The organism is Streptomyces sp. NPDC058678 (genome assembly GCF_042714835.1).
GTDB lineage: Bacteria > Actinomycetota > Actinomycetes > Streptomycetales > Streptomycetaceae > Streptomyces.
Genome location: NZ_JBHXSG010000040.1, coordinates 67,311 through 87,102, shown reverse-complemented (window position 1 = coordinate 87,102; position 19,792 = coordinate 67,311). Strand labels below are relative to the sequence as shown.

At 69.5% G+C, this 19,792-nt stretch carries 14 protein-coding genes and 1 pseudogene; 8 read left to right on the top strand and 7 right to left on the bottom strand.

The window, feature by feature from the left end; genetic code table 11:
• Positions 1–214 precede the first annotated feature (214 nt).
• Positions 215–1,408 carry a glutamate--cysteine ligase gene (locus tag ACFWWR_RS30960; protein WP_384306667.1) on the bottom strand — a complete coding sequence of 398 codons (1,194 nt, stop codon included), beginning with the start codon at positions 1,406–1,408 and terminating at the stop codon, positions 215–217.
• A gap of 381 nt (positions 1,409–1,789) precedes the next feature.
• Between ACFWWR_RS30960 and ACFWWR_RS30955 the strand changes: the two genes are divergently transcribed.
• The 3 genes and pseudogenes from ACFWWR_RS30955 to ACFWWR_RS30945 all read left to right on the top strand — a co-directional run bounded on the left by ACFWWR_RS30955 (position 1,790) and on the right by ACFWWR_RS30945 (position 5,365).
• Positions 1,790–3,013, top strand: coding sequence for a PP2C family protein-serine/threonine phosphatase (locus tag ACFWWR_RS30955; protein WP_384306664.1), 1,224 nt, complete (start codon positions 1,790–1,792; stop codon positions 3,011–3,013).
• Positions 3,014–3,175: 162 nt separating this feature from the next.
• Positions 3,176–4,114, top strand: coding sequence for a hypothetical protein (locus ACFWWR_RS30950; protein ID WP_384306661.1), 939 nt, complete (start codon positions 3,176–3,178; stop codon positions 4,112–4,114).
• A 178-nt stretch (positions 4,115–4,292) separates the two neighbouring features.
• Positions 4,293–5,365, top strand: a pseudogene (locus tag ACFWWR_RS30945) (Ku protein).
• Between the two features lie 319 nt (positions 5,366–5,684).
• On the opposite strand, the gene ACFWWR_RS30940 reads toward ACFWWR_RS30945, so the two are convergent.
• The 5 genes from ACFWWR_RS30940 to ACFWWR_RS30920 form a co-directional block, all read right to left on the bottom strand.
• Entirely contained in the window at positions 5,685–6,461 is a 777-nt protein-coding gene (locus ACFWWR_RS30940) for a hypothetical protein (protein WP_384306658.1), read from the bottom strand.
• Positions 6,462–6,683: 222 nt separating this feature from the next.
• Positions 6,684–7,217, bottom strand: coding sequence for a chloramphenicol phosphotransferase CPT (cpt, locus tag ACFWWR_RS30935; RefSeq protein WP_384306656.1), 534 nt, complete (start codon positions 7,215–7,217; stop codon positions 6,684–6,686).
• Positions 7,218–7,385: 168 nt separating this feature from the next.
• Complete coding sequence (locus tag ACFWWR_RS30930) at positions 7,386–8,783, bottom strand: glycoside hydrolase family 43 protein (RefSeq protein WP_383869137.1); 1,398 nt, start codon at positions 8,781–8,783, stop codon at positions 7,386–7,388.
• 306 nt (positions 8,784–9,089) lie between these two features.
• Positions 9,090–9,536 carry a hypothetical protein gene (locus ACFWWR_RS30925; protein WP_383869135.1) on the bottom strand — a complete coding sequence of 149 codons (447 nt, stop codon included), beginning with the start codon at positions 9,534–9,536 and terminating at the stop codon, positions 9,090–9,092.
• Between the two features lies 1 nt (position 9,537).
• A complete protein-coding gene (locus ACFWWR_RS30920; RefSeq protein ID WP_384306653.1) occupies positions 9,538–14,181 on the bottom strand; it encodes a DNRLRE domain-containing protein in 4,644 nt (1,547 codons plus the stop codon).
• 468 nt (positions 14,182–14,649) lie between these two features.
• Here ACFWWR_RS30920 and ACFWWR_RS30915 point away from each other — a divergent pair, with 468 nt between their 5' ends.
• The 5 genes from ACFWWR_RS30915 (at position 14,650) to ACFWWR_RS30895 (ending at position 19,539) form a co-directional block, all read left to right on the top strand.
• On the top strand, positions 14,650–15,201 hold the full coding sequence (locus ACFWWR_RS30915; RefSeq protein ID WP_384306651.1) for a hypothetical protein: 552 nt from the start codon (positions 14,650–14,652) through the stop codon (positions 15,199–15,201).
• A gap of 819 nt (positions 15,202–16,020) precedes the next feature.
• Positions 16,021–16,671 carry a hypothetical protein gene (locus tag ACFWWR_RS30910; RefSeq protein ID WP_383869127.1) on the top strand — a complete coding sequence of 217 codons (651 nt, stop codon included), beginning with the start codon at positions 16,021–16,023 and terminating at the stop codon, positions 16,669–16,671.
• 330 nt (positions 16,672–17,001) lie between these two features.
• Entirely contained in the window at positions 17,002–17,463 is a 462-nt protein-coding gene (locus tag ACFWWR_RS30905) for a hypothetical protein (RefSeq protein WP_383869125.1), read from the top strand.
• A 308-nt stretch (positions 17,464–17,771) separates the two neighbouring features.
• Positions 17,772–18,803 (top strand): LLM class flavin-dependent oxidoreductase, encoded by a 1,032-nt coding sequence (locus ACFWWR_RS30900; protein ID WP_384306648.1) that lies wholly within the window; start codon positions 17,772–17,774, stop codon positions 18,801–18,803.
• A 19-nt stretch (positions 18,804–18,822) separates the two neighbouring features.
• A complete protein-coding gene (locus ACFWWR_RS30895) occupies positions 18,823–19,539 on the top strand; it encodes an NADPH-dependent F420 reductase (RefSeq protein ID WP_384306645.1) in 717 nt (238 codons plus the stop codon).
• A 17-nt stretch (positions 19,540–19,556) separates the two neighbouring features.
• On the opposite strand, the gene ACFWWR_RS30890 is transcribed toward ACFWWR_RS30895, so the two are convergent.
• Positions 19,557–19,730 (bottom strand): hypothetical protein, encoded by a 174-nt coding sequence (locus ACFWWR_RS30890; RefSeq protein WP_383869116.1) that lies wholly within the window; start codon positions 19,728–19,730, stop codon positions 19,557–19,559.
• Positions 19,731–19,792: the final 62 nt, after the last annotated feature.

Genomic DNA, 19,792 nt, shown 5'->3' with positions numbered 1-19,792 from the left:
CTGGACATGACGAACGCTCTCCTGAACAGGTGGGTGAAGGATGGGACGCGGTGCGGCTGCCGAGAGTGGGGGCGACCGATTCGCGGCGTCCACCGGGGCCTCGCCGAGCGTCCCGCTGCCCTGGGCATGCCGGCTGCAGGCTGCGGGGAGCCGACGCGTCTCACCCCCGAAGCCTGTGGGGTGTGCTGCTGGGCTCATGACGTTCACCGGCGCCTCAGCGGCCGATGGCCTCCGGTGTCCCGGATCCGACAGGAGGGGCCGTCATGCCGGTGCCGGACGAGGGCGCGTTCTTACGGCCGACCGGTGCCGACCCGCGTCCCCTGCGCTCGCCGCGGGTCTCGGCGATCAGCATGTCGACACAGGCAAGCAGATCCTCTTCCTGTGCCGTCCTGCGCATACGGCGAGCGGCACTGCCGTCGGCGAGGGCCGCGTCTGTCAGCGCCCGGACGGTCTGCCAGTCCCCGTGGGCCTCGAGCGCCGGACGAAGTCGCGTGAGCAGCTTCCGTACGACCTGCGGCGCTGGTGCTTCGCGGTGGGTCTCGGGGTCCACCAGGGTGCCCTCGATGCCGAATCGGGCGGCCCGCCAGGCGGCGCCGCGCAGCCATTCGTGCCGTCCGTCGCAGGCCCGCGCCTCGCCCGTGCGCAGCCGCTCGCTGGCCTCGGTCACCAGAGCGCGGAACAGTCCGGCGATGAGCACGACGGTCTCGACGCGCGGGCAGGCGTCGCAGATACGGAGTTCCAGCGTCCGCAGATGCGCGGACGGGCGCACGTCGTAGTAGATCATCCCGGCGTCGCTGATGATCCCGGCCCGGACGAGATCGCGCACCGCGGCGTCGTACTCGGCCGCGCTCGCGAAACAGCCGACCGGGCCCGCGGTGGGCCAGCGCTGCCACAGCAGCGTGCGCCAGCTGGCGTAACCGGTGTCGGATCCCTGCCAGAACGGTGAGCTGGCGGACATCGCCAGGAGCACGGGCAGCCAGGGAGAGACCGCGCACATCACCCGTACCGCCGTGTCCCGGTCGGGTATGTCGACGTGGACCTGGGCGCCGCAGATGAGCTGCTCGTCGGCGACCTTGCCGTACTCCTCGACCATGTGGAGGTAACGCGCGTCGGCGGTGGGATGCGCGGAGGCGCCGGGTGCCAGCGGCGCCGTCCCGGCGGCCACCACCGCGAGCCCCAGTGAGGAGGCGGCCGCATCCAGCCGCCGTCTGGTTCTGGTGAGGTCGGCGTACAGGTCGTGCAGGGACGTGTGCACACCGCTGTTCGACTCCACGGTGGACTGGTGGAGTTCTGTCGTGAAGTTGCTCCGGGGAAGCCGTTGCAGCACGGGGTCGGCGCGTGGCACGAGCAGCCCGCTCTCCACCTCCAGGATGTGGAACTCTTCCTCCACTCCGATACGAATGCTCACGGTCGCTCCTTGGGGTGCCTGAACGCCTTCCCGCCCGGGGTACGGGCCCTCACCGGGGGATGCGGCGGCGTGTGATGACCTCCAAGTGCCCAGGACAGCGATGCGTAAGCGCAGCGACGAACGTCTGTCGCAGGTGCATCACAGATGAGCGGCCGTTCCTTTCGCGCAGGGCGTCTCCGCGGGCCCGTCGGCCGTCCCCACCGGCGTACAGCACCTACGTCCCGGCGGTGACAGCTGCGGCACGGCACGGCAACGGAGAGACACGGGCGGTTGCCCCCCGATGCGGAGGACGGCCGTCGTTTTCCCTGTTCGGAGAATGAACTCCTCAGTGCGGGCAACTCGGCGTATCCACCCTCGTGGTACCGGGTCAAGGCGGTGATCATGACCGGCGACGGCACAGCGCGGATGCTGGGCGGCCTTCTGGACGCCGCGCATCTGGCGGCGCTGGAGGACCTGCCCGATCTGCTGACCGAGCACGCTGCCCTCGGCGGCCTGCACGACGCCCGGCTCTACGTCGCCGACCTGCGCCAGGTGTCGCTGCGGGAGCTGACCGGGCGGGGCCTGGACGCGGGGGAGGGAGGCCAGGAGTACCCGATCGAGTCCTCCCTGCCGGGGAGGGTCTTCCGGTACACGCGCACCCTGTCCGGCCCGGAACCCGTCGGAGAGCGCCGCGTGTACTGGGTGCCGGTGCTGGACGGCACGGAACGCCTGGCCGTTCTCCGCGTCGAGGCCGCCGCCGGATCGGACGCGGCGATCCGCCACCTCGCATCACTGATGGGTCACCTACTGGTCAGCAAGCGCCCCTTCAGCGACTCCTACGCGCGCCTGGTGCGGCGCCGGCCCATGAACATCGCCGCCGAGATGCAGTGGAAGCTGACGCCGCCCCTGACCCACGCCAACCGTCACGTGGTGATCGCCGCCGCGATGGAACCCGCGTACGACATCGCCGGCGACGCCTTCGACTACGCCGTGGCCGGCGACACCGTCCATCTGGCGATCTTCGACGCCATGGGCCACGACACCGCCGCCGGCCTGACCGCCAACCTGGCGGTCGCCTCCTGCCGGGCCGAACGCCGCCAGGGCGCCGACCTGGCCACCATCAGCGACCGCATCGAACAGGTCATGCTGCAGGAGTTCGGAATCCAGCGCTACGTGACCGGGATCCTCGCCGACCTCGATGCCGCCACCGGCTCCCTCACCTGGGTCAACCGCGGCCACCATCCCCCCGTACTGATCCGTGACGGCCGCTGGACGACCACGCTGCGGTGCCGGCCGGCACACCCCATGGGCACCCGTCTCGGACTCGGTGTCACGGTGTGCACCGAACAGCTGCAGCCCGGTGACCGGCTGTTGCTCTACACCGACGGCATCACCGAAGCCCGCGACCTGCGCGGTCGTGAATTCGGCCTCGCCCAGTTCACCGACTTCATCATCCGACACCACGCCGACGGACTGCCCGTCCCCGAAACGCTGCGCCGTCTCATGCAGGCCGTACTCGACCACCACCACGGCCGCCTTTCCGACGACGCCACCGTCCTCTTCCTCGAATGGCACGGGCCCGCGCGAAATGCGCAGCTGGTCTCAACAACGCAGATCGACCGCTGAGTGGGCCCACCCCGCGCTGCCCCAGCGGCTTGGCGCTTGAGGTCGACTCGCAGTCACGTCCTTGGTCAGCGAAGAGACGGCCACCCACCTGACCGCCGACCGCACCGCACGGGCGGAAGACCCCACGTGCGCGGCGGCCTGGCTCGGTGGAACCTGAAGAGCATGCAGCGTAAGAGCGGCCGCGGTGGCGCGGGGCACGACGTCGAGGCCGTTCTTGACGAGCTCTACGCCACGCCACCGCCCGACTTCGTGGCCCGCCGGGAGGTACTGGCCGCCGCGGCCAGGACTGCCGGCCACGCGGAGGATGCCCGACTCATCCATGCCGCCCGCCGCCCCACCCTCGCGGCCTGGGCGGCCAACCTACTGCTGCGCTCCCAGCCGGACGAGAGCCGGCGCTTCCTTCAGCTCGGGCAGGCGCTGCGCGAGGCCTACCAGACGCTGGACGCCGAGGGGATCAAAGAGCTCTCGGAGCAGCGCCGCGGTATCGTCTCCGCCCTGTCCCGGCAGACCGCCCAGCTCGCCCGGAAGGCCGGTCACCGGCTGTCGGACACCGCACAGCAGGACGTCGAATCCACCCTGCGCGCCGTGCTGGCCGACCAGGACGCCGCCGACCAGTGGGCCGCCGGACGCCTGACATCCCCCCTCGTCCCGCCGTCGACGTTTCCCCCTGCCACCCCCACGGCGGCCGGCGCACCGCCCAAGCCTCCCGAGCCGCCCGAACGAAAAGCCGCGCCGCCGCCGACGCGGACCCGGGCGAAGGACGAACTCGCCGACCGGCGCCGCCGTCGGCAGGAGGAACTCACCCGGGCGCGAAAGGCGGCCAAAGCGGCCGAGCAGGACCTCCGTGACCGACGCACGGCCGAAACGGACGCGGACGCGAAGCTGCGACAGGCCCGGGACCGTCACGCTCAGGCCCGTCAGCAAGTGACCGCTGCCGAACAGCAACTGCAACAGGCACGCGAGGTCCTGAAGCGAGCCGAGCAGGAGCAACAACAAGCCGAGGAACGGCGGCAGGCGGCGGCCGAAGCCCTGGCCCGCGCCGAACGGCAGGCACGCGAGGCGGTCCAGGAGGTGCACCGCCTTGGCGGACCCGGCACGTGAGCGCCGTACCGCAGCCGAATGCGGCACCCCGGTCACGCCGATACACGGCTCGGTCATGCTCCGCTCTCCCGCTCGCACGCGCCCGGCGTGCGCTGGGCGTGCGGGGATGCCAGCGTGGTGGCAGGGGCGGCTGTGTCGGGGGGCGCCAAGAGGACAGGCAGGATGGGAGTGGTCGGCCGTGGCACGCGCGATCTGGACCGGCGTGATCACCTTCGGGATGGTCAGCGTGCCGGTCGGCCTGCACACGGCGACCAGTGACCACACCGTCCACTTCCACCAACTCCAGCGCGACACCGCCGACCGGATCCGCAACCGGCGGGTCAACGAACGCACCGGCAAGGAAGTGGCCGGCGACGACATCGTCAAGGGCTACGAGGTGGCCGACGGCGAGTACGTCGTCGTCGAGCCCGACGAACTGGACGAGATCGCGCCGGGCCGCTCCCGGACCATCGACATCAGCGACTTCGTCGACCTGGCCGACATCGAGCCGGCCTACTTCGACCGCACCTACTACGTCGGCCCCCGCGGCAAGGAGTACACCAAGGTGTACGAGTTGCTGCGGGCGGCGCTCGCGGAGGCGGCAAGGTCGGTATCGCCACGTTCGTGATGCGCGGCAAGCAGTACCTGACCGCGCTGGGCGCGCAGGACGACGTCCTGGTGCTCCAGACCCTGCACTGGCCCGACGAAGTCCGCGACCCGGGCCAAGAGCTGCCCGAGCTGCCCGCACGCCGTGCGGGCAGGGGCAAGGAGCTGGACATGGCGACCCAGCTGATCGACGCCCTCAGCGCGCCCTGGAAGCCGAGTCGCTATCACGACACCTACCAGGAGAAGGTGCGGGAGCTGGTCAAGGCGAAGGCCGAGGGTGAGGAGGTCGCCCTCGCCGAGGAGGCGCCCCGGGCCACCAACGTCATCGACCTGGCCGAGATCCTGCAGAGCAGTCTCGATCAGGCCCGGGGCCGCGGAGGCAAGGAGCCTGCCGCGCGGCGGAAGAAGACGGCGGACCGGAGGACGTCCCGCAAGCCCGCGGCGAAGAAGACCGCCGGCAAGAAGGCCCCGCCGAAGACGACCCGCGCGTCGACACAGGGTCGCAGCCGGGGCGGGAGCAAGGACGAGCTGCGCGAGTTGAGCAAGGCGGAGCTGTACCAGCGGGCCACCGAGCAGAACATCACCGGCCGCTCCAGGATGAGCCGGGATGACCTCATCGACGCACTCTCGGGCACCGGGCGCCGCCGGAAGAAGAGCGCTGCCTGACCCGGCATCCGCGCCGCGCCGCCCGTGCCGTCGACACGGCCGGCGTTGCCGGACGCGACCGCGCCGGCGGTTGTGCTCGCAGCTGCTGGAGGGCACCTGGCGGTCCTCGCCATGCGGTGGAAGCCGAGGTGCCGTGAGGGCCCGGAACCCTTGGACGCTCACTCCGTGAGCCCGGCCGGTAGGTGGTCGGCCGGGCTCACACATCACACAACAGGGCTGTTTCCCGGGTGTCCCGGGGCCGGCCGCTTCCGCTGTGTGCCGGTCTCGACTCTGCTCACCGAGCGCATCCTCACGGGCGGGCAGAGCGGGAGCCCCGTGGTTATGCCTGCGTGTCCGCCGGGTCGACGATCTCGTCCTGAGCCGGGGGCTGCACCTTGACCTTCTCGCCGTAGTCGTCAAAGGTCATGCTGCTGTCCTCGGAGCCCGCGGTTGCGGCCTTGAGGATGTAGGGCTCCCCCTCGGTGGCGACATGCATGCTGATGCGATTGCCCTCCTGCTGCTTCTCCAGGGTGAGGGCATCCTCGCCACCGACCTCGGTCGTTGTCCCGCGTTTCATGCCCTGCCGTTCGGTCTTGTCCTGGTCCATGGAGGCCAGAAACCGCTTCTTGTCGCAGAAGGCGGCGTCCGGCCCATCCGCGGGAGCGGCGACCCACTTGCCCGCCAGCTTGCCGGCGAGCTGCTCACCCTGCTTGGCGTCACCGCCACCCGCGCGCGCCGAGTTGGTCCAGAAGGTGCGGTCGCCCTTGATCAGAACGTCGCCGCCCTTGCTGCGTAACAACTGGGCCCGGGCGCCGTCGCCGCTGATGGTTCCGGTGCAGTTGCCCTGGTCGTCCACTCGGATGTCGAGTTCGACGGTGCTTGCTCCCTTGACCTGCGCAGTCCCCTTCATGTGGACAGAAGACGCCTTGTCAGTGGCAGCGACCGCCTTGGCCGCGATGTCATCGGCCTTCTGCCCCGAGAAGGCCTCGTCGGAGGAATCGTCTCCGCACCCGGAGACAAGCATCACCCCCGCGAGAAGCGAACCGAACACCCAAGTGGTCCGCGTCCTGGCCACCATCATGTTCCCGCCCTTCCGGCCGGACCTCGCGCCGGCCATGCCGTGTCGTGTGACGCCCGTGAAGTCCGGACGTACGTCCCCGGATACCCCCAAGTCCCGAATCTTCACTGCCACTTCACAGGAATCGCACGCCGGCTCGAGCGCTGAGGCAGAACAGGCCGGGGAGCGGCCGGAGAGATCTACGACGCGGGGATGCCGCACGCTGTGTGGCCGGCACAGCCGGTCATGGCTCGCAGGCCGACCAAGCTGAGGCTCCGTCGGTCAGCCGACCTGGGCGGCGATGGTGCGGGCGCACACCAGGGATTCGGTGTGCGTCGTGTCGACCTCCAGGTCATAGGTCACCCCTTGGTGGACCACATCCGCCTGCAACGCGGCCATTCCCTGGATCCGGTCTCCTCGTGCGACCTCGCGGCCTGCGGCGACCGCACTCTCGCACCTGACGCCGATCCACAGCACGTCCAGTCCGCCAAGAGCCTTCTGCCACCGTTGCTGGGACGCTGCTCCGCCGAGGAAGACGTCATCGATGATGACCCTGGCGCCGGCACGGGCCATTGCCGCGATGCCCTCGATCCAGGCCGCGTCCAACGCCCGGAAGTCCGCGCCGACGCTCACGCTGCCGTCCGCCGCGAGCGTGATTCCCTCGTCAAATGCCCGCATCCGCGCGGGCATCGCGTCGACGAAGGAATCGACCCCGAACGCCAGCCACGGATCCGGCAGTACGGCCTGCAGGCACCGGACGATCCCGGACTTCCCCGAGCTGGAACCACCGTTGAGAATGATCACCTGAGTCGTCACCGCGCCACAGTAGGGCGCCTCCCCAGGCGGAACCAACCGGATTCCGGCAGTCTGTGGTGTGCGTGGACGATCACGCACACCACAGGATCGCGGTCACGTGCTTCGAGAGCGAGGCTGCCGTGCTGCACACCTCGCCCTGTGGGTGCACGAAACGCCGTCAGTCGCTTCTCAGTAGCCGACGAAGAACGTGGCGTCGGCCTTCTCGGTGGTGGTGGAGATCGGGTCGATGCGCAGGACGTAGTCGGTGTGCCGGATGTAGCGGGTCGGGAAGTTGTACGAGCGGAAGGACGACCAGGAGGAGTCGGCCAGGCCGGCGGTCTTGTAGAACGTGGCGTCCGCGGCGAACGTCGAGGTGCCGTCGTTCTCGTCCAGTCGCAGGTTGTAGCTGTAGTGGCGCAGGTAGCGGGTGGGGTAGTTGACCGACTGGAAGGACACGCCCGCGCTGTCTGCCAGGCCGGGCACGAGCTTCCACTGCGAGTCGGGGTACGGGTCGAACGGGTAGGCATCGATACGGCCGACGGAGTTGGCGTGGCGGACGTAGCGGCCCGGGTAGTTGTAGGACTTCAGTCGGTTCCAGGCAGGAGAGCCCCACTTCGCCACGAGGTTGTTGTACTCGGTCGTGGTGATCGTCTCGATGGTGCAGTGCTTGGAGTTGAGGGGCTGGGTGTAGAGGCGCTGGTCCAGCGCGGTCCAGGTGCCGGCGGCGAGGTCGCTGCTCTGCCAGGCATAGAAGACTCCGTTGGGCGAGTAGGTGTCGCCCCACAGGTACCAGGTGCTGGACGTCAGGGACTTCACCAGGGTCGGGGCCTCGGTGCCGCCGTGGGACACCGGCGTGCTGAAGGGCGTGAAGCTGCCCGGGGCGAGAGTGGTGGACCGCGCGCCGACGAGCGTCTGGTCCTTCTTGTAGTACAGGTAGTTGACGCCGTTCACTCCCACGGCGAGGTCGCCGTCGATGATGTCGTAACCGGGGTCGAAGAAGACCTGCGGGGACGTGACCGTCTGGAAGTCGGTGGTGTAGTTCACCATGAGCACGTTGTGTCCGCTGGAGTTGACGGACGAGTAGATGATTCCGTACTGGCCGCGGCCGGCGTCCCAGAATGCCTCCGGCGCCCAGCTGTGGGTGACCATGTCGTGCAGCTTCAGTCGGCGGTAGCCGGTGAGGGTGCGCAGGTCCGCGGAGTCCCAGACGTGGATGTACTGGCTGTTGTAGTTCCAGTCGGTGCCCTTGAGGTCGGTGGCGAGTACGACGAAGGTGCCGTCCTGCTTGCGCATGATGAACGGGTCGCGCAGACCGCCCGCGCCCGCGGTGGGGGTGACCACGGGGTTGTTCTGGTTCAGCGGCATCCAGCGCAGGCCGTCGGTGCTGACCGCCAGGTGCAGGCCGTAGTTGGCCTCGAGCATGGTCGTGGACTCGGTGAAGTAGCCCATGACGTAGGCCGAGTCCGCGGCGTAGGCGGGCAGGGCGCCGAAGGTCAGTGTTCCGGTCACGGCCAGCGGCACGGTCGCGGCCATGCCGAGGAACAGTCGGCGCGACGGGTGGGAGCCGGGGCTGGGACTTGCGCTCATGTGCTCTCCAGGGTGCGGGCAGGGAGGATCAGCGGGAGGGAGGACCCTCACAACCACAGGTGGTCGATATTTCGAACTAAGTTCGGCGAATCGATCAGAAGGTAGAGGTGGGGCGAGTGCGCGTCAACGGTTCTGACGTTCCTCCCTGATTCCCACCTCGGGAGTGCGGAGGCGGACCAGCCGATGATGCGGCGGGAGAACGGCGCGAAGCGCCCGTCCCCCGGGTGGTGCCGGGGGACGGGCGCTCGGGTAGAGGGCTTACGGGCTTACGGGCTTACTGGCTTACTGGCTTACTGGCTTACTGGCTTACTGGAGCTTCATGCCCTCGGGTGAGGTGAGGCCCTTGTCGGGGTGGGCACGGAATGTCGCCGTCCATGTGGTGGGTGAGCAGGACGTGCCGTTGGGGTGCTGCTCCGTCAGCTTGGCCCGGGTGCTGTCCTCGACGACCGTGTCACCGCTCTTCGCGGACGTCACGGTGAGCCGTACCGGCACGGTGGACGCACCGATGTCGTCGGGGAGTTGGACCGACAGTGAGGCGAACGGGTCATCGGGGCTGCCCGATGTCCGCTCCTCGCAGGTGTCGTCCACACACAGCCGGATCCTTGCCTCGTCCCGGCCGCCGAAGTCGGCGGGCTGCCACACGGCGGAGACCTGCGAGTCCGCGTCGGCTTCGGTGCACGGTGTGTCCTGGCCGAGGAGCGAGCATCCGGTCAGGGATACCGCCAGCAACGGTGTGAGAAGGGCGCGGCGCATGTCAGTACCTCGCTACCGTGCCGGGGAAGGCGCTGTTGGCCAACCCGATGTCGGTGAAGTATAGCCAGCACGGGTCGAACAACCCGCCGCTGTTGTCGCCGCCGCCGCCACCGCCGCCGGAGATGATGCCCTTCGCGAAGGCGCGTCCGCTGCCGTCGACGGTGTACACCGGACCGCCGGAGTCACCGTTGATCGTGCAGGATCCGGACGTCTTCTTGGCGACGACCATGTTCTTGGCTTTCGTACCGCCGGAGTAGGTGAAGTTCACCTGGGTGTCGGTCACCTTCCAGCCGCACTTCTCGCCGGTCATCATGCCGCCCGTGCAGACCTTGTCGCCCTCTTGCGCCCAGCGTCGCCAGTAGTCGTGGACGGGCCGGGACGAGGTGGACGTCTTGCCGCCCTTGTAGATCCGGGCCGACGCGGAGCTGTCGCTGTTGATCCGGTACAACGCCAGGTCACCGGAGTAGTAGCCCTGCCCGGAGAGCTTGACCGACCCGTACCCGTTCTTCCAGTTGTCCCGGACGACGGGGCCGATGTAGTCGTTCTGGCTGGGGTTCAGGATGGCTCCGTTGCCGGTGGTGCAGTGGCCCGCGGTCGCCATGTACCACTTGCCGTTGTACTTCCAGGGGAAGCCCGCCGTGCACCACGATGCCGAGCTGTTGGTCAGCTGCGAGTAGATGCGGGCCCCGCCGTAGTAGGGCGAGGTGTCGTTGTAGCGGGTCGCCTGGGGTGCCAGCGCGTCGACCCCGGGCGTGACCTGCACGGCCACGGTGTCGGTGCCGTACCGCTCGCCCAGGGCCGTGACCAGCGCAGGGGCGGCCGTCTCGGTCGCCACGACGACGCGGTTCTCCGCGGCGTCCACGGAGGCGATGCGCAGTCCGCTCACGCCGGGCAGTTCCGCCTCCGACAACTGGAGGACCTCGTCGCGTACGGACTCCAGCGCGGTGACGCTGTGCTCCACCACTTCGGTGCGCGGGGCGACCTGCTCGGTGACGGTCGGCCCGGCAGGTGCGGGAGTGGTCTCCGTGGTGTCCTCGGGCATCGCGAACGACTCCTCACCGGTGGTCTCCGTGGACCCGTCGGCGGGCGGCGCCGGAGTCTCCGTCTCGGTGCTCGCGGTGTCGGGCTTGGTGCCGTCCTCCGTGTCCTCGGCGGGCAGTCCGCTGCCCTCGTCGGCCGGGGCCTGCGTCACCTGGATCGGGGCGGACGCCGCGTCGGCCGAGGCCGACTCCACGACCGGTGCGACCAGTTCACCCGTCGCCGGGGCGACATAGGGCGGGGCGTAGGCGTCGGGGTTCTCCGCCGCGCGGGCCTCGGCCTGTTCCAGGGCGTAGGCCTGGGCGGGTTCCGACTCCTGCATGTCGTCGCCCGTGCCGCCCTCGATGACCTCGACACGGTCGACGATCACCGAGACCGGTTCGGCCTCCGGCGGGGCGTACGACCCACCGAAGCGGGCGCCGATCTGCCGGCCGCCGCTGCCGGCCAGGGACGAGGTGTCCCACAGCAGCTTCGGCGCCGCACCGCCGCTGAGCGGCACCGGCCAGGTGACGGCGGAGCCGTCGGAGACACGGGTCACCTGGGAGGCCGGGACGACCTGCCACGCGTCGGTGGACGAGGCCCGCTGGAGGAAGGTGACGTCCGTCAGCGAGGCCGGGGCGCCGACCGCGAGATCGACCGAGCCGACGAGCACCTCGCCGTTGGCGGGCGCGGTCACCACCGCCCGTCCGACGTGGAAGGCGCGCTTGGTCTCGGCCGAGACGTTGCCGGCCCGGTCGGTGGCGGTGACGACGAGTTGGTGGCTGCCCTCGGTGGCCGGGGTGATCGGCAGCGCCACCGGGCCGCCGGTCGTCGTGACGGTCTGGGCGGTGCCGCCGTCGACCGAGTACGTCAGGCCGCGGGTGTCGGTGCCGTCGGGCGTCAGCGTGAACGTCCCGGACACCTGCGCGCCGCCGGCCCAGGCGTCCGACGGATAGGCCGCGGAGGTCACGGCCGGAGCGCCGGGCGCGGTGGTGTCGACGGTGAAGCGGTAGTGCGAGGTACCCCCGCCCGTGCCGTTGCCGTCGATGCCGCGCACGTGCAGGTACCAGGTGCCCTCGGCGCGGGTCGTGGTGTACGAGGTGCCGGTCGTCTCGGCCGTGCTGTCGGGCACGGTGTCGGCGGTGCCGTCGACGACGATGCTGTAGCCGGCGGAGGCGCCGGAGGGCGGAGTCCAGGTCGCGCTGAAGGAACCGCTCTTGTACGCGCCCGTCTGGTCCAGGTGCGTGGACGAGCTGATCGCCGGGCTCGGCGGCAGCGTCATGTCGACCCGGAACGGCAGATGCGCGGCGGCGGACGACCAGTTGCCCGCCTGGTCCTTGGCCCGCACGTGCAGGTACCAGGTGCCGTCCGCGTCGACGGTCGTGGTGAACTTCGTCGAGGTCTGCACGGTGCCGGTGGTCGCCGGCAAGGTGTCCGCGACGCGGTCCGCGGTGACGACGTAACCGGCGGCGCCGGACAGGTCGGTGGGTGCCGACCAGCTGAAGGACGCGGTGCGGTCGGCGTACGCGCTGGTCGTCACGGGGTGTGTGGAGGAGACCAGGCCTCCGGGCGCGCCCGGGGCGGTGGTGTCGACGTTGAAGCCGCGGTGCCGCGTCGGGGACCACAGCCCCGCCTTGTCCTTGGCGGCGGCGTGCACCCACCAGGTGCCGTCGGTGCGCCCGGACCAGTTCACGTCGGCGGTCGTCTGCGTGACGGTGGTTCCGGCGGCGGTCGTCGGGCTCTGATCGAGCTTGACGGCGTATCCGGTCACGCCGGAGGCGTCCGTCGCGGCGAGCGTGCCCGTGAAGGCGGTGGCGTCGTACCAGGCCGACGCGGAGGGGTGGCTGGTGGAGGTGATGGCGGGGGTGGACGGGACGGTGGTGTCGACGGTGAACGTCTGCCACGCCGACCAGGCCCCGGCGTCGGTGCCGTCGGATGCCCTGGCCCGCCACTTGTGGTCGCCCGGCGCCAGGGTGCCGGCGGTGTGGGTCGCCACCGCCCCGGAGGCCACGGAGGCTGACGTGCCGGACTGCAGGGCCGCGGTGCCGTACGCCGCCCAGACCTCGAAGGTCAGCGCGAGCTGCTGGGCGTCGGCGTCGGTGGCCTTGGCGGACAGGGTGGGTGTGGTGTCCGAGGTGTAGGTGCCGGACAGCGGGGAGACGGCCGTCGCGGTACCGGGCTTGGAGTTGTAGGTGACCGACAGGGAGGGCTCGTAGGCGGCGTTGTGCGAGCCGTCCGTCTGGTTCGCCGAGTGGTAGCGGCGCCAGGTCAGCGGGTCCGTCTCGTCGACGGCCGCGATCCGCACACCGTGGTTCGGCTGGCCGTCGGCCCAGGCCTGGACGATCCCGTCGACGTCCCAGGAGACATGCCCGGCCGGGCAGTTGGAGTTGTAGCCCTTGGCCGCGGTGGAGGTCACGGCGCCGGTCGAGGTGGTCGTCGGCTGCTCGGCCCAGGTGATGGCCGACGGGTCCCAGGCCGAGGTGATACGGCGTACCTGGTTGCCGGCGTTGGTGGTGCTGCACGTGGACGAGTAGTACGAGTACAGGCGCAGGTCGGTGTCGAGGACGTGCTTGCCGGCGTACTTCGCCACGTCGAACTTGAGGTACGAGCGGGCCTTCTCGGTGCCGTTGTAGGTACCGGCCTTCAGCTCGGTCGAGCCGCGCTGCGAGGTGAGGTAGTCGTCGTACTGGACCCAGGTGTCGGTCACCGGGCCGAGCAGGGAGTCGGTCGGGTCGATGGTGACCGGGTACTCCAGGTCGGGGTCGGCGAGGAAGTCCTCGTCGGGCTGCAGGACCAGGACCTGGTCGCCGCTGTCCGCGTCCCGCTCGATCGTGACGTCGATGGCCGCGAGGTCCTCGGGCTCACCGGAGGCGCGCTTCTCGCCCGAACCCCACATCACCGGGAGCGGGGCGGTGGCCACCGTACGGCCGTTGTTGTCGCTCCAGCGCAGCCGTTCGTCGGCGGTCTCGTGCAGGGTGAGGCCGTCGGCCGAGACGGGCAGCCGGTACCTGACCGGGCCGTCCGGGCGCTCGTGCAGGACGACGGAGTGGGAGAAGCCCTCCTTGAGGGCGGTCACCACGAGGTCGCCGCCCTCGACGGCGCCGGGGTAGACCGCGGTCGGGCCGTCCAGGCGCGGCTCGGGCAGCTTGCCCGACCAGTCGAGGCCGAGGGTACGGCCGCCCCGGGAGACCTCGGCCAGCGGTTCGCCCGAACCGCCGCCGGAGAAGCTGATGTCGGCGGCCGCGCTCTTCGGCCGCACCACGCCGTCCTCGGCCACGAGGGTGGTGTCGACCGGCCGCCAGCTGCCGTCGGGCTGCTTGACGCGGATCGGGCCGGTGTACGTCTCGACAGTGGTCGTGCCGTCGGCGTTGGCCCAGGTGGTGGTCGAGTCGGTGCGCTCGGAGACGATCTCGGTCCGGGCGCCGGTCGCCTGCCTTGCCGCCGGGGTATCGGCGGCCGGGGCGGCGTCCTCGGCGAACGCGGGCTCGTTGACCAGGAGGGGCAGCGGGGCACACACGAGAACGGCCAGCAGGGCCGCCACCAGGGCTCGTTGCTTGCGGCGGGATCTTCGCCGGCCCGAGGCCGGGACGGCCGGTGCGGAGTGGTGCACAGGAATCCTTTCAGTCATCTTGGCTGAGATTCGGTTGATCTTAAGGCCCGCACATGCCATGCCCACATGGGGAAGGGATCCCTCCGTTTACAACGGGCCACGCTCCGACCGTTTACGCCTTCAGCAGGGCGCAATCCATGTGGGGGATGGCGGAGTTGTTCGGCTTCGGCGCGATGTCATGCGGTCCGCCGAGCATGCGCCACGGAACCGGCCCATGCCCCGGCTGGACAGCCTCACGCGGGGTCGACAGGGCCTGCCCGTTCCACGCGGCGACGCAGCCTCTGTGAACGCCAGGGGCGTCCCGGTCCTCGCCGACCGCGCCTGCATGGGAGCCGGCCCCGTGGGTGACGACACCCCTCAGACGCCCGCCAGGCCGGAACCTCACGCCAACCCAGCAGACCGTCAACCGCACGCTGTCCGCGGCACGGGCACCCGTCGAACGCGGCGTCGCACCACTGAAGTCGTGGCTGACATTCGAAGGTCCTGATGCAGCCCGATGCGAATGTCGTCAATGGCCGCGGCCTTCTTCACCCTGGAGCGGCACCGCTGACAGAGTTCAACGACTGGGTCCTGATGAGCTGCAACTACGCGCGCATCAGCTTCACTTGTGTTTGGACGGCGCCACTTGTTCGCAGACTGATGGGGCCGTCGAAGGGACTTGGCCATCTAGGGGGATATGTGGGCGATCAGCTGTCGACCTTGATAGCCGTCACACTGGGTGCGGTCTTGTCGTTCCTGGTGGGGACGCTGAACGAGCGCACACGTTGGAGAAGGGAGCAAGGGGCTCGGTGGGATGGCCTGCTCCTGCAGGCGTACAGCGACTACGGCCAGGCCGTCAAGGAGTGCGTCGTTGCTTACCAGCGGCTCGCTGCCCATCAGGGCTTGACTCAGGATCCCACCCCTCTTGAGCCCACGGACGATGCTCTGGAGCAGGCCGCGAAGGCGGAATCACGGCGTTCTGCCATGACCGAACCGCTCCGCCTGCTGGCGGATCCGGCGACAGCGGCTGCGGTACGCAAACTGAACGAAGCCGTATAGCATTTGGAGTGGAGGGCGCGCGGGCGCCTGACCGGCGAATCCTCTGATTGGAAGGAGGCATACAGCGCTTACAGAGCTGCCCGGCAGACCTTCTACGAGAAGGCGCGGGCGAGCCTCCAGGTTCCCGGCGGGGTTATTCCGGAGCGCGCGAGTTGGCCGCCGTCCTGGCGGGCAGGCGCCTGACCAGCTGCCGCTCCACGTTCCATGATCTACCGGGTCCTACGAGCACAGCGGTGTGCCCTGGCGATCACACGATTCAGGCCCGGTGCCTACATCTCATGCCAGTTCACGAACAGGTACGGGTCGTTTACGCAGTATGAGTGAATGAGCTGACTGTTCAGTTCGAGGCAGGTGCCGAGTCTTCTACGGTCTTTGCATGGGTCCGAGGGCTGCAGGACATGCCCTGCGGGCGGGAGGACCGGTGGAAAGGCGCACCTGATGTCGGGGTTGGGGAAGTCGCCGGACGTGCTCAGGGTCCGGAGGGGCCGCTGCCATCGGACCGGGGCATGGGCCTGGGGCGCGGTGGGCGTGGCCTGTCTCTTGGGAACAGCGCTGACCTTCAGCGGGCCGTGGGTGACCGGGAACGTGGCGGCGCGGATGGTGGCTTTCGGGCCGTCCACCGGTTGCTGGGCGTTGGCGGCCTCCCTGGTGCTCCGTGCGTGGGGGGCGAGTGGGCAGGTGCGGACGCGTCTGCTGCTGTTGGGGGGATCGGCCGTAGCCGGGGGTGTGTACCGGGGGACGGTCAACGTACTGGCGGCTCACCCTCCGGGTTCGGGACGGGAGGAGCGATCGCTGCTCGATTCGGTGGTGGTCATGGGTGTGACGCTGGCGGTCGGCCTGGGGGTGGCCGGTCTGGTGGTCGCGGCCGATGCCGGCAAAGGCTGGCACGTGTTGCTGCGGCGCGTGCTTGACGGGGTCGTCACAGCCGGGGCCGTGTTCATGACGGGATGGGTACTGCTGCGGGGGGCCGGTGACGGCTGGCGGCTGGGGACGGGGATGGTCGGTGTCCTGTGGACCGCGGAGGTCGTCTTCCTCAGCTTCCTGTTCGCCCTGCGCCGTCTCGTACGGAGCGACCAGAGAGTCACCTTGTGGGTCGGAATCGTCGGGCTGTGCCTCATGCTGATCGGCGACACCCTGCGACTGTGGACGGTCGGCCCGCACAGCCCTGAGGCGATGTCCTGCCAACTGGTCGACACCTGCAATACCGCGGGCCTGCTGGTGGTCGCTGTCGGCCCTTGGTTGCCCGGAGGGGCGAGCGTCCTGGGCACTGCTCAGCCGACGTTGCGAGGGGGGATAGAGGGCGCAGCGGCGTTCATTCCCCTGACGGTCTGCACGGTCACGGCGCTGGGATATGTGCTGGCTCCTCCTGCCCGTGACCCGGTGCCGTTGTTGGTCAGTGGGATGGCGCTGCTGTGCCTCTGGGCACGGCAGACGTTCCTGCCGAGCGAAAACACCAGAAACGACGACTGAGTTCTCGTTCGGCTGTCCTCCCCGCTGCGGCCGCACTCGCTCGTGCCCCTGACTGGAGGAGGAGGGCGAGGTCAAGGCGCAATGCGTGGCGCGCCACCGTACTGGGGGGTGTCGGTGGGCCCATGCGACACGATCCTCGGCGACGTTCCCGCACCGGACCGGACGCTCAACTCCTGCCTCCGACACCGCAACCAGGGCCGATCCACCTCATTGCGACAGCCATTGTCGGCGCTCGTGCGAGTCTCCACGGAACGGCCCCGGCCGTCTCGACGCCGCACACGAACCGAGGCACGCTGAAGTGCTGAACAGCTCAGCTCACGGGAGACGCCAATGGAATGGATGTCGCTGGCCAGCACCGTAGTGGGCGGTGCCATCGCCACAGCATCAGCCGGCCTCCTGGACCATCGCCGCTGGAGAAGGGAACGCGGTGACCAGCACAGGGACACCCGCCGCTCCCTGTACGTCTCCTACCTGGCAGCCCTGGCAAAGGCCCGGCACACCTGCCGCGTCGCCGTGCGGGAGCCCGACCCAGATCCGCTCCAACGCGCGCGTGCCGTATGGGAAGCCTTCGAAGCATGCACAGCCCTGCGCTACGAGGTATCGATCTGCGCGCCTCGCTACATCGTCGGGCCGGCGGATGACTCATTCCGCCGGCTCCGCGACCTGCGTGACGTCGTCGCCGACGGATTCAGCCGGGACAGCGACGAGTACGTCACGGGCCGGCTGCGGTACGACGAGGCATACCAGTCTCTCCGCGATGCCATGCGGAAAGACCTTGGCGCGGACGCCTAGTGTCCTGCGCCACTGGTCGATCGCAAGTTGGTGTGCGACTTCTCCTGCTGGTGCGTCAGCAGGCCGGGACGCTCGGGTGCGCCACCGAGTGGGCGGCGACCGGGGATGTCGGTCAGGCGCCGAGTGCGTCGATCAGCGTCACCCTCTTCCCTTTGGTTGACACGTCAATCATTCTAGCCAATAATTGATACGTCAACCAGTCCGCCACTGACGCACAGGACATCGCCCGCACGTCCCGCGATCACCCGTGACCTGCACCTGAGCCGTTACGACCTCGGCGACGCGACTGCTCACGAAGGAGCCCACCCATGTCTGATCTCGTCTTCGGTCTGGACACCTTCGGCGACGTGCCGGAGGACGACTCCGGCGCCCCCGTGTCCGACGCGGCAGCCATCCGCCAGGTCGTCGAGGAGGCCGTTCTCGCGGATGAGATCGGCGTCGACGTCATAGCCCTCGGCGAGCACCACCGTCCGGAGTTCTCGATCTCGACCCCGGAGACGGTGCTCGCCGGCATCGCCACGCGTACCAGCCGCATCCGTCTGGCGTCCGGCGTGACCGTGCTGAGTTCCGACGACCCGGTGCGGGTCTTCCAGCGGTTCTCCACCGTGGACGCGCTCTCCAACGGCCGGGCCGAGGTCATCCTGGGGCGCGGCTCCTTCACCGAGTCGTTCCCCCTGTTCGGATACGACCTGAGCGACTACGAGGTGCTGTTCGAGGAGAAGATCGAGCTCTACGCGAAGCTGCTCGAGGAGAAGCCGGTCACCTGGAGCGGCACCACACGGGCGCCTCTCGACAACGCCGACGTCTTCCCGAAGACCGAGTCCGGACACCTGACCACCTGGGTCGGCGTCGGAGGTTCTCCTCAGTCGGTCATCCGCACCGCGCGCTACGGTCTCCCGCTCATGATCGCCATCATCGGCGGCAGCCCGGAACGTTTCGCGCCCTACGTCGACCTCTACCAACGCGCCACCGCACAGTTCGGAACCACCGCTCATCCGGTCGGCATGCACTCACCTGGCTTCATCGCCGACACGGACGAGGAGGCACGAGAGCTGCACTGGCCCGGGTACCGGGTCATCCGCGATCGCATCGGCGCACTGCGCGGCTGGCAGCCCGCCCGCCGGGAGGAGTACGAGAGCGAGATCGAGCACGGCTCCCTCTACATCGGCTCGCCCGAGACGGTCGCCCGCAAGATCGCCCACGCCGTCAGGACCCTCGGCGTCGGCCGGTTCGACCTCATCTACACCGCGGGATCACAGCCGATCGGCGCTCGCCTGCGCGCGGTCGAGCTGTACGGCACGAAGGTGATCCCGATGGTTCGCGACATCCTCGCCGACTGACGCCATGAACGGAGAAGACATGCACACCACAGCCTTGGGCACCGTCGGCATCCTGGGTGCGGGAAAAGTCGGCACCGTGCTCGCACGGCTGGCCCTGGCAGCCGGCTACCGCGTACTCGTCGCCGGATCCGGCGACCCCGCCGAGATCGCCCTCACCATCGAAGTCCTCACCCCCGGCGCCGTCCCCGTGACCGCGGCGCAGGCCGCCGCGCGGGCAGACGTCGTCGTCCTGGCCCTCCCCCTCGGCAAGTACCGCACGATTCCCGCCGAAGCGCTTCGCGGCAAGCTCGTCATCGACGCGATGAACTACTGGTGGGAGGTCGACGGCGTCCGCAAGGACCTCACCGACCCGCGCACCTCTTCGAGCGAGATCGTGCAGGCGCACCTGGCCGGAGCACGCGTGGTCAAGGCCTTCAACCACATGGGCTACCACGATCTCGAGGACGGAGCCCGGCCCCCAGGAGCACCGGGACGCAAGGCGATAGCGATCGCCGGTGACGATCGCGACGACCTCGCCACCGTCACACGCCTCGTCGACGCCTTCGGCTTCGACCCCGTCAGTGCCGGACCACTTGCCGAAGGGGTACGGCTCGAACCGGGCACCGAGCCCTTCGGCGCCAACGTCAGCGCCGGGGAGCTGCGCGCGATGCTCAACCGCTTCCCGCAATCAGAGCGCGGACGCACCGTCATCAGCGCGCGGACCGGTGCGTCGGCATCGGTCGCCAACGCGGACTGACTTTCTGTACCTGGAGGTCAGATTCGAGCACGCGACCCGACGTGCTCGTGCACCTCGACGAAGCCGTCGGCCTCGCCGTTGTCGTCCAGCCACTCGGTCGAGCCCACCGGCAGCCGCACGTCCGCCACTCGCTGTGCGGCCACCGGGTTGATCGGCAGTCGGCTCGCTGTCGAGGCGTGGGGGCGGGGCACGGACCGGTGCCACCCGCAGCGGGAGGAACGGCACACTGACAGCCATGCCCGGCCGAGATGTG

Excerpts from the sequence above, each read along its gene's own strand:
- ACFWWR_RS30955 (WP_384306664.1), top strand. The coding sequence starts at position 1,790 with ATGACCGGCGACGGCACAGCGCGGATGCTGGGCGGCCTTCTGGACGCC.
- ACFWWR_RS30950 (WP_384306661.1), top strand. The coding sequence starts at position 3,176 with ATGCAGCGTAAGAGCGGCCGCGGTGGCGCGGGGCACGACGTCGAGGCC.
- ACFWWR_RS30940 (WP_384306658.1), bottom strand. The coding sequence starts at position 6,461 with ATGGCCGGCGCGAGGTCCGGCCGGAAGGGCGGGAACATGATGGTGGCC.
- ACFWWR_RS30930 (WP_383869137.1), bottom strand. The coding sequence starts at position 8,783 with ATGAGCGCAAGTCCCAGCCCCGGCTCCCACCCGTCGCGCCGACTGTTC.
- ACFWWR_RS30925 (WP_383869135.1), bottom strand. The coding sequence starts at position 9,536 with ATGCGCCGCGCCCTTCTCACACCGTTGCTGGCGGTATCCCTGACCGGA.
- ACFWWR_RS30920 (WP_384306653.1), bottom strand. The coding sequence starts at position 14,181 with ATGACTGAAAGGATTCCTGTGCACCACTCCGCACCGGCCGTCCCGGCC.
- ACFWWR_RS30915 (WP_384306651.1), top strand. The coding sequence starts at position 14,650 with ATGCAGCCCGATGCGAATGTCGTCAATGGCCGCGGCCTTCTTCACCCT.
- ACFWWR_RS30905 (WP_383869125.1), top strand. The coding sequence starts at position 17,002 with ATGGAATGGATGTCGCTGGCCAGCACCGTAGTGGGCGGTGCCATCGCC.
- ACFWWR_RS30900 (WP_384306648.1), top strand. The coding sequence starts at position 17,772 with ATGTCTGATCTCGTCTTCGGTCTGGACACCTTCGGCGACGTGCCGGAG.
- ACFWWR_RS30895 (WP_384306645.1), top strand. The coding sequence starts at position 18,823 with ATGCACACCACAGCCTTGGGCACCGTCGGCATCCTGGGTGCGGGAAAA.